General features: G+C 62.9%; 9 protein-coding genes. 3 read left to right on the top strand and 6 right to left on the bottom strand.

Going from position 1 to position 8,241, the window contains the following annotated elements:
* Positions 1-113: 113 nt before the first annotated feature.
* Complete coding sequence (locus tag L5849_RS16170) at positions 114-188, top strand: hypothetical protein (protein ID WP_370459234.1); 75 nt, start codon at positions 114-116, stop codon at positions 186-188.
* A gap of 22 nt (positions 189-210) precedes the next feature.
* Here L5849_RS16170 and L5849_RS13970 read toward each other — a convergent pair whose 3' ends face one another.
* The 3 genes from L5849_RS13970 to acnA are packed head-to-tail and all read right to left on the bottom strand — an operon-like array spanning position 211 to position 4,072.
* Positions 211-930: a 2OG-Fe(II) oxygenase gene (locus L5849_RS13970; protein WP_236926074.1), complete on the bottom strand. Its 720-nt coding sequence runs from the start codon at positions 928-930 to the stop codon at positions 211-213.
* A 44-nt stretch (positions 931-974) separates the two neighbouring features.
* Entirely contained in the window at positions 975-1,397 is a 423-nt protein-coding gene (locus L5849_RS13965; RefSeq protein WP_236926073.1) for a rhodanese-like domain-containing protein, read from the bottom strand.
* On the bottom strand, positions 1,397-4,072 hold the full coding sequence (gene acnA / locus L5849_RS13960) for an aconitate hydratase AcnA (RefSeq protein WP_236926072.1): 2,676 nt from the start codon (positions 4,070-4,072) through the stop codon (positions 1,397-1,399). The genes L5849_RS13965 and acnA overlap by 1 nt, the downstream gene beginning before the upstream one ends.
* Positions 4,073-4,289: 217 nt before the next feature.
* Here acnA and L5849_RS13955 point away from each other — a divergent pair, with 217 nt between their 5' ends.
* Positions 4,290-4,442, top strand: coding sequence for a hypothetical protein (locus tag L5849_RS13955; RefSeq protein WP_162814842.1), 153 nt, complete (start codon positions 4,290-4,292; stop codon positions 4,440-4,442).
* Here L5849_RS13955 and L5849_RS13950 read toward each other — a convergent pair.
* Positions 4,439-5,329 carry a DMT family transporter gene (locus tag L5849_RS13950; protein ID WP_236926071.1) on the bottom strand — a complete coding sequence of 297 codons (891 nt, stop codon included), beginning with the start codon at positions 5,327-5,329 and terminating at the stop codon, positions 4,439-4,441. The two genes, L5849_RS13955 and L5849_RS13950, sit on opposite strands and share 4 nt — an antisense overlap.
* 146 nt (positions 5,330-5,475) lie before the next feature.
* Between L5849_RS13950 and L5849_RS13945 the strand changes: the two genes are divergently transcribed.
* Positions 5,476-6,903: a L,D-transpeptidase family protein gene (locus L5849_RS13945; protein WP_236926070.1), complete on the top strand. Its 1,428-nt coding sequence runs from the start codon at positions 5,476-5,478 to the stop codon at positions 6,901-6,903.
* Positions 6,904-6,909: 6 nt separating this feature from the next.
* Here L5849_RS13945 and L5849_RS13940 read toward each other — a convergent pair whose 3' ends face one another.
* Both L5849_RS13940 and L5849_RS13935 read right to left on the bottom strand, forming a co-directional pair.
* Positions 6,910-7,617 (bottom strand): murein L,D-transpeptidase catalytic domain-containing protein, encoded by a 708-nt coding sequence (locus L5849_RS13940; protein ID WP_115415833.1) that lies wholly within the window; start codon positions 7,615-7,617, stop codon positions 6,910-6,912.
* Between the two features lie 62 nt (positions 7,618-7,679).
* Positions 7,680-8,231, bottom strand: a complete 552-nt coding sequence (locus L5849_RS13935; protein ID WP_236926069.1) for a TIGR02281 family clan AA aspartic protease — start codon at positions 8,229-8,231, stop codon at positions 7,680-7,682.
* Between the last annotated feature and the right edge of the window lie 10 nt (positions 8,232-8,241).

Raw genomic sequence — 8,241 nt, 5'->3', positions numbered from 1 at the left:
GCTCATCGTCGTCTTCCACCTCGACCTCGAGTTCCTCCTCGACCAGCACGTCGAGCTCCAGCTCAACCTCCAGCTCGGGCAGCAGCAGCGGGACCGACGTGCCGGCTCCGCCGATGATGGCGCTGTTCGGTATGGCGGCCGCCGCGATTCTCGGCCGTCGCAAGTTTCGGATCAAACGCGGCGCGTGAGGAAATTGCCTGCGACCGTAGCTTAGTCGCGCTGTTGCAGGCTCCATGCGCCTTGGCGGTACCACTGCGTCACGACATATTTGGTCCCCGCTTCCACGGGTAGCGCGGCATGGCGCGTCGCGCGGTTGGGACGGCCCTTGCGGTCCATATTGTCCCACATGAGCAGCATTCCTGCTTCGGGCGCGATCTTCAGATCGAGTTCCGGGAATTCGGTTTCGCCACCCGCCTCGACTGCGTTGAGATAGACCATCGCGGTCCAGCTTCTTTGCCCGCCGCGCCGCCGCTCGACCTGCCAATGTGGCCGATCGAGGCGAAAATGGTCCCGGTGGTGGCGGTATTCCTCGCCTTCGCGATATCTCTGCCCTTGCAAGGGTTCGGCATGCCGTCGATCCAGGCCAGTCACCTCGCCGATTTTTGCCGCGAGCTTTTCCGTTGCGGGCAATCCCTGCGCGAAGAAATGAGTCGAACTCGTCCGGCCCCTCGGCGCCACTTTTTCCGAGAACAGGGCGGAAGGCTGAATCCGGCTGTCGATGATCGCGATGAGCTCGCGACATTGCTGCACGGACAGAAAATCGCGCATGAGGAACATGTCCGCCTTGTCGCCCCCGGCCGGTTCCAGGCGCGGATTGCTCATCGCGTGGCGACGCACATTTTCGCCGATTTCCCGCATGACGATCGGATCGGCCTGCGGGTCGATTTCCTCGCGACCCAATAGCTTGGCCAGATATTCGACCAGAGCCATGTCAGGCGCGCACTGCGCCGGTTGCCGCTCCAGGTAAGGCGGGGTCAGTCACGCTCTACCGGAAAGTCGGAGGCCTCCCAGGCAAGGATGCCGCCATCCAGATGCAGGGCGGCCATACCCGATGCGGCGGCCAGCCGTTCTGCGGCGATGCCCGAGCGGCGGTCTGACCGGCAATAGAGTATGCGTTCGCTCCCCCGAGGGTCGGGCAGGGCTTCGGGATCGAATTCGCCGAGCGGGATGTTGATCGCGCCTGCCAGATGGCCCTGGGCGAATTCTTCGGGCGTGCGGACATCGATCAGCTGGATCGGCTCGCCTGCGGCGATCCTGGTGGCCAGAGTGCCCGGGGCGATCGTTTCGACAACGGCGCGGGCGGGCGCTTCCGCCACATCGTCGTCGGCCGGGCGCGCCTGCGCGGAACAGGCGCCGAGCATGGTCGCCGCCAATCCCGCGAGGAGCGCATGCCGCATCATGCGGCCGCCAGTTTCCGGAGCACGTAGTGGAGGATGCCGCCATTGCGGTAATACTCCATCTCGTTCGCCGTATCGATGCGGCACAGCGCGGTGAAGCTGAAGGTCGAGCCGTCTTCGCGGGTGACTTCGACTTCGACATCCTGGCTCGGGCTCAGGTCCGCCAGCCCCTTGATGGTGAAGCTGTCGGTCGCCTTGAGGCCGAGGCTGTTGCGGGTGTCGCCGTCCTTGAACTGCAGCGGCAGCACGCCCATGCCGATCAGGTTCGAGCGGTGAATACGCTCGAAGCTTTCGACGATGACCGCCTTCACGCCCAGCAGGATGGTGCCCTTGGCCGCCCAGTCGCGGCTGGAGCCGGTGCCGTATTCCTTGCCCGCGACGACCACCAGCGGCGTGCCGTCTTCCTTGTGCTTCATCGCCGCGTCGTAGATCGGCATCTGCTCACCCTTGTAGGTGGTGACGCCGCCTTCGATCCCGGGGACCATTTCGTTCTTGATGCGGATGTTGGCGAAGGTGCCGCGCATCATCACGTCGTGATTGCCGCGGCGCGAGCCGTAGGAGTTGAAGTCCTGCTTCGCGACCTGGTGGCTCTGCAGATAGGAGCCTGCAGGGCTGTCTTCCTTGATCGAACCCGCCGGGCTGATGTGGTCGGTTGTAACCGAATCGCCGAGGATCGCGAGCGGCTTCGCATCGGTGATGTCGGTCACCGGCGCAGGCGTCATTTCCATGTCTTCGAAGAAGGGCGGCGAAGCGACATAGGTGCTGGTCGGGTTCCAGCGATAGGTGTCACTGGCCTCGACATTGATCGCCTGCCAGTGTTCGTCGCCCTTGTAGACATCGGCGTAGCGGGTGACGAACATCTCGCGGTCGATATTGGCGGCGCGGTGTTCGCGCACCTCGTCATTGGTCGGCCAGATATCGGCGAGCATCACGTCGTTGCCGTCCTGGTCCTGCCCGATCGGCGTTTCGGTGATGTCCTCGGTCACGGTGCCCTTGAGCGCGTAGGCGACGACCAGCGGCGGGCTGGCGAGGAAGTTGGCACGCACATCGGGCGACACGCGGCCTTCGAAGTTGCGGTTGCCCGAAAGGACGCTGGCGGCGACGATGTCGTTGCCGTTGATCGCCTTCGAAATCGGCGGGGCGAGCGGGCCTGAGTTGCCGATGCAGGTGGTGCAGCCATAGCCTACGAGATCGAAGCCGAGATCGTTGAGATCGTCCTGCAGGCCCGACTTTTCGAGATAGTCCGTGACGACCTGCGAACCTGGTGCGAGGCTGGTTTTTACCCAAGGCTTGGGCTTGAGACCCTTCTTGTTCGCCTTCTTGGCGACGAGACCGGCGGCAATCAGCACGTCCGGGTTGGAGGTGTTGGTACAGCTGGTGATCGCGGCGATCACCACGTCGCCATCACCGATGTCGTGGTCTTTGCCATCGACACCGACGCGGGCGGGAGCATCCTTCTTGTAGATCGACTTGAGATCGCCATTGAAGAGCTCGTCCACCTCAGGCAGCGCGACGCGGTCCTGTGGGCGCTTAGGACCGGCGAGGCTGGGCACAACCTTGGACACGTCGAGTTCGAGCGTTTTGGTAAACACCGGCTCGTTCTCGGGTGTGAACCACATGCCCTGTTCCTTCGAATAGGCTTCGACCAGCGCGATGGTTTCTTCGTCGCGGCCCGTCAGACGCATATATTCGAGCGTCTTGTCGTCGATGCCGAAGAAGCCGCAGGTCGCGCCGTATTCGGGTGCCATGTTCGCGATCGTCGCGCGGTCGGCGAGGCTGAGCTTGGCAACGCCTTCGCCGTAGAATTCGACGAAGCGGCCGACCACGCCGACTTCGCGCAGCATTTGCACACAGGTCAGCACAAGGTCGGTGGCGGTGACCCCTTCGGCCATTTCGCCGGTCAGCTTGAAGCCGACGACCTCGGGGATCAGCATCGAGATCGGCTGGCCAAGCATGGCGGCTTCGGCCTCGATGCCGCCCACGCCCCAGCCAAGCACGCCCAAGCCGTTGATCATGGTGGTGTGGCTGTCGGTGCCGACGCAGGTGTCGGGATAGGCGACCGCGTTACCGTCCTGGTCATCGGTCGACCACACGCCCTTGCCGATATATTCGAGGTTCACCTGGTGGCAGATGCCGGTGCCCGGAGGCACGGCGGAGAAGTTTTCGAAGCTCTTCGAGCCCCATTTAAGGAAGTCGTAACGCTCCGCATTGCGGGCATATTCGAGTTCGACATTCTTTTCGAAGGCCTTGGGGTGACCGAATTCGTCGACCATGACCGAGTGGTCGATCACGAGGTTGACGGGCACCTGCGGGTTGATCTTGGCGGTATCGCCGCCAAGCTTGGAAATCGCGTCGCGCATCGCGGCCAGATCGACCACGCAAGGAACGCCGGTGAAATCCTGCAGCAGCACGCGCGCTGGGCGGTACTGGATTTCCTTGCCGGTCGCGGGGTTCTTCTGCCAGTCGGCGATCGCCTGGGCATCGTCGGTCGAAACGGTGAAGCCGCCATCCTCGAAGCGCAGCATGTTTTCGAGCAGGACCTTGAGGCTGAAGGGCAGCTTCGACACGTCGCCGATCGTCTTCTCCGCCTTGGCGAAGGAATAATAAGCGTAGTCCTTCCCGTTCACGGTTAGGGTGGAGCGGGTTCCGAGCGTGTCCTTGCCGACCTGGGTCATGCGCGCATCTGTCCTTTCAGTTGAGGGCCGTCACCCGACCAATGGGCAGGGCGGTAGAATGTGCCGCGCACCTGCGCCGGAACGCCGAAAAAATCAAGAGTGCGGCACTGCAACATAGACCAATTGGGGAACCTAGGACCGGTTTCAGCGCTTATTAAGGCAAAATCAGGGCAGGTGCGCCGCATCGGGCAGCACGGTCTGAAGGATGGAGTTAACAATGTCTTCGCTTCTGGAATTGGGTGATAGCCCGCATCGTTCGCTTCGCGTCGCTGTTCTCGCAGCCGTGCTTGGCGTTGCAGGCTGTTTTACCGCTGCCTTCACTTTCGCCGATCAGCCGGTGCAGGCGGCCGAAGTCGAGCAGAGTCGCTAAATCCGGCGGCCGGTCGTCGGGGCGCGTGGTTTGCGCGCCGCTACCCAGCATGACGCGACAATGATCGCCGTGCCAATGATCGTTGGCGTAGTGAGCTTTTCGGTGAAGAAGATCCAACCGAACAGCGAAGCCCATAAGAACCCCGAATATTCCAGTGGGACCAGCACTTGCGCCTCGGCGCGGGCATAGGACCAGGCGAAGGCCATGGCGCCTGCGACTGTCAGAACCGCAGCTGCGGTGAGGTCTACCAATGTGCTGCGGTCGGGCATCTCGAACAGGAACGGGACCGCAAGGCCGAGCAGGATGACCGACACACCTGAATGAAATGTCGCGATCTCTGCTGGGCCAGCAACCTGAGACTGCCTGCGGATCAGGATGAAGCTGTAGGCATACAGCAACGCGGAAACGAGGATGGCCGCGAGGCCGAGTGCGGTATCTCGGTCGAAATCGGACTGGCCCATCTTTCCGCCGATAATCACCAGCGTTCCCGCAAAACCGAGAAGCGATGCAATCACGGCCTGTCGGCTGATCGTCTCGCCCAGCAGAACGCGTGCCAGGTAGAGCGCGATCAGCGGCGCGACGAAGCTGATTGCGATCGCTTCGGCGAGGGGCAGTTTGGTGATTGCATAGAAGAACGTCAGCGCCATGAAGGTCGCAACCACCGAGCGTTGGAGATGCAGTTTCAGCACTTGCCTATCGGGCCACCGCCGGCCACGCGCCAGCCACAGGGGCAGGGCTATACCGGTCGCGATGGCCGAGCGGAGCCAGGCGGCCGTAAGTGCTCCCACCGCCAAGGCGGCGCTTTTCATATAGGCGTCCATCAGCGAAAGGCTGGCAACCGCCAGGGTGGCCATCGCCATGGGGAGAAGGACATGGTTGCGGTTCACCGGGCCGCCCTATCCGGCCAAACGACCGACGTCACTGCCAATTCAGCCTTGCGAAAGCCATCGTACTGGATTGGCGCTGCGCAACCGAGTACTGTAACGTCACGCCGCGCGCGCCGCATGTGCGCGGGGCGCATTTGGTAGGACTTATGACACGCTTTCGTCTAATTATCGGCACCGCAATGGGTGCGGCGCTCTGCGCGACCTCGGTTCTGGCGCAGGATAGTGCCCCGGAAAACCTTCTTCCGCCTGAACCGGAAAAAGTCACCGAAGAGCTTCCCGATTATACTGCCGACGCACCCCGCCCGGCGGCGCAGCCAAGTGTCGATGAAAGCTTCGACGATATCCGCATGGAGCGTGGCGAGATCGTCCAGCAATTGCCGGTCCTCGTCCGCGAATGGAGCATTGCCCAGGCCCGGGATCTGCTCGCTTTCATTCCCACGGTCGAGGCCGAGGGACTCGTGCCTTCCGACTACCGCCCCGCTGAATTGCGCATGGCGATCGACAGTGGCGAAGGTGCGGCGCTCAACGAGATGGCGAGCGAAATCTTCGTGTGGCTGGTGGAAGACCTGCGCGATGGTCGGACGCCCATGGATGCGCGCCGTCAGTGGTTCGTCGTCGATCCGGATCCCGATGTCCTGCCATCGCACCGCTTGCTGGAAGCGGCGGTCGAGAGCGGCGATATCGCGGGCACGCTAACGGCGCTCAATCCGGTTTCACCCGACTATGCGCGCCTGAAGGAAGAGCTCGCGGTCACGACCGATCCGGCCAAACGCAAGCTGATCCGGGCCAATATGGATCGCTGGCGCTGGCTCGCGCGCGATCTGGGCAAGCAGTACCTTCTGGCGAATGTTCCCGAATACCAGCTGCGGCTGACGGTGAACGACAAGATCATCAAGCACTACCGCGTGGTGGTCGGCAAGCCCGGTCGCACGGCGACACCGCAACTCGCCGAAATGGTCGAGGCGGTCATCTTCAACCCCACATGGACGGTGCCGCAATCGATCGTGAAAGGCGAAGGGCTGGGCGCGAAGGTTCTGAACAATCCCGGCTGGGCGCGGGCCAATGGTTACAAGGCGACCAAGGGCGCCAATGGCTGGATCACCGTGGTCCAGCAACCGGGGCCGGGCAATTCGCTCGGGCTGATGAAGCTCGATATGCCCAATCCGCATGCGATCTTCTTCCACGACACGCCCGCCAAGGCACTGTTCGCGCGCGACAACCGCGCCCTGAGCCACGGCTGCATCCGGGTGCAGGGTGCGCGCGAGCTGGCGATGACGATGGCCATGCTGGGCAATGCCGACAGCCGCGAAGACTTGCCCGTGATCCAGCAGGAAGTGTCGGAAATCACAGCATCGCGCAAATACACGCGCTATCCGATGGAAAAGCAGTGGCCCGCCTACATTACCTATTTCACCTATGGCGTGGATGTGAACGGAGAGCTGCGTCAGTTCGACGATATCTATGGCCGCGACGCGCCGGTTCTGGCTGCGCTCGATGCCCCGCGCCAGCGCGAGCGCGCGCGGGAAACGAGCGAAGAGGTCATCGAGATCGTCGACGACCTGCAGACCAGCTAAGGGCCTTTAGAAAACGCCGGGATTGGTGCGGCTGAAGGTCGTGCCATCCTCGCGGCGCAGCAAATCGTACTGGGCGACCGGGGGAGTGGTTGAAGTGCCGTCTTCGGCCAGGCCGTAGCTTCCCGCGACGAGCAGGCGCCCGCCCGATAAATCGATCAGCGCGCGGTCGAATTGTTCCGGACCCATGGCAAAGCAACCGTTGGACCTGCCGAGCCGCCCCCAGCGGTCGACATGCTCGGGCGTGGCGTAATTCGCCTGATGCATCACGATGGCGCGCGGTAGGGCGTTGGAATTGGTCTGGTCGAGCCCGTCGAGCCGGATCGAGGTGCCATAACGTCCGACATACCAACTGCGCGTCATGAAAGCGCCACGACTGGAAGCCTCGCTGCCTTCGATATTCGAATAGCGCTTGAGCCAGCCATCGTGTTCGCCATCCGAGCCGGTGCCATGACTGACGTGGTAGCTCGCCACGCGTTCGTTCTCGAGATCGACGAAATGGAAGCGCTTGCTTGCCGAATGGAGCCCGAAATCGGCGATCCCGACGATATCCTTGCGCCAGACTTTCGATCCGACCCTTTCCAGTTCAGCGCGAGCAATCGCCATCAGCTTCGCATCGCGCGCAGAAGTGGGATTGACCTGTGCAAACAGGCGCGTGGGAAGGGCTGCCACTGCTCCGGCAGCAAGAGTGCTCTTGATAAGATCGCGGCGTTTCATCGATAATTTCCTTAGCAGGGAGCGACTGACGATGCCATGAACATTGCGCCCGGCCGGTCTGGCTATTCGCCCAGCACCATGCGGTCGTCCTCGATCCGTACCGGCTGGATGGTGGTCAGAAAGCTCTGGCCGAGCAGCGAGACGGCAAGACCATCGGGCACGATGACAGCGCGGACGTTGCGCGCCTCGTGGCCGCCCAGAGTCACCCTATCCAGCGACACTTCTACTCCATGCACCGGACCCGAGGCGCCGCGGGCAACCGGGGCGACATCGGCAGCGGACCAAAACAGACCTGCCGCCCGCGCATCGGCGCCGGTCAGCGCGATCACGCTCGCGCCCGTATCGACGAGGAACTCCAAACTCGCACCATTGACGGTAGCATTGGCATAGAAATGCCCATCGACCGCGCGCGGCAGTTCGGTCGCACCCGCGACCCATGCGGCATAGCTGTCGGTGTCGCCCGATTGCTTATCGCTCGCGGTGTACGCGGCCGTGTCGGCGACGGCCGCGTCGGCGGGCGCGCCTTCGGTGGCGAAATCCATCGGGCCATCGGGCATCAACGCTGCGCCCGCGAAGGTCATGATGGCAATAGCAAGAAAGGCGATCTCCCGCATGATGGCGGAC

Source organism: Erythrobacter sp. SN021 (genome assembly GCF_021864455.1).
The sequence above is the reverse complement of the archived record's forward strand: the minus strand, read 5'-3'. Positions and strand labels throughout refer to the sequence as shown.

What these genes read in the sequence shown, in the direction of transcription:
- L5849_RS13955 (WP_162814842.1), top strand. Translation starts at nt 4,290, where the DNA reads ATGTCTTCGCTTCTGGAATTGGGTGATAGCCCGCATCGTTCGCTTCGC.
- L5849_RS13945 (WP_236926070.1), top strand. Translation starts at nt 5,476, where the DNA reads ATGACACGCTTTCGTCTAATTATCGGCACCGCAATGGGTGCGGCGCTC.
- L5849_RS13970 (WP_236926074.1), bottom strand. Translation starts at nt 930, where the DNA reads ATGGCTCTGGTCGAATATCTGGCCAAGCTATTGGGTCGCGAGGAAATC.
- L5849_RS13940 (WP_115415833.1), bottom strand. Translation starts at nt 7,617, where the DNA reads ATGAAACGCCGCGATCTTATCAAGAGCACTCTTGCTGCCGGAGCAGTG.
- acnA (WP_236926072.1), bottom strand. Translation starts at nt 4,072, where the DNA reads ATGACCCAGGTCGGCAAGGACACGCTCGGAACCCGCTCCACCCTAACC.
- L5849_RS13965 (WP_236926073.1), bottom strand. Translation starts at nt 1,397, where the DNA reads ATGCGGCATGCGCTCCTCGCGGGATTGGCGGCGACCATGCTCGGCGCC.
- L5849_RS13935 (WP_236926069.1), bottom strand. Translation starts at nt 8,231, where the DNA reads ATGCGGGAGATCGCCTTTCTTGCTATTGCCATCATGACCTTCGCGGGC.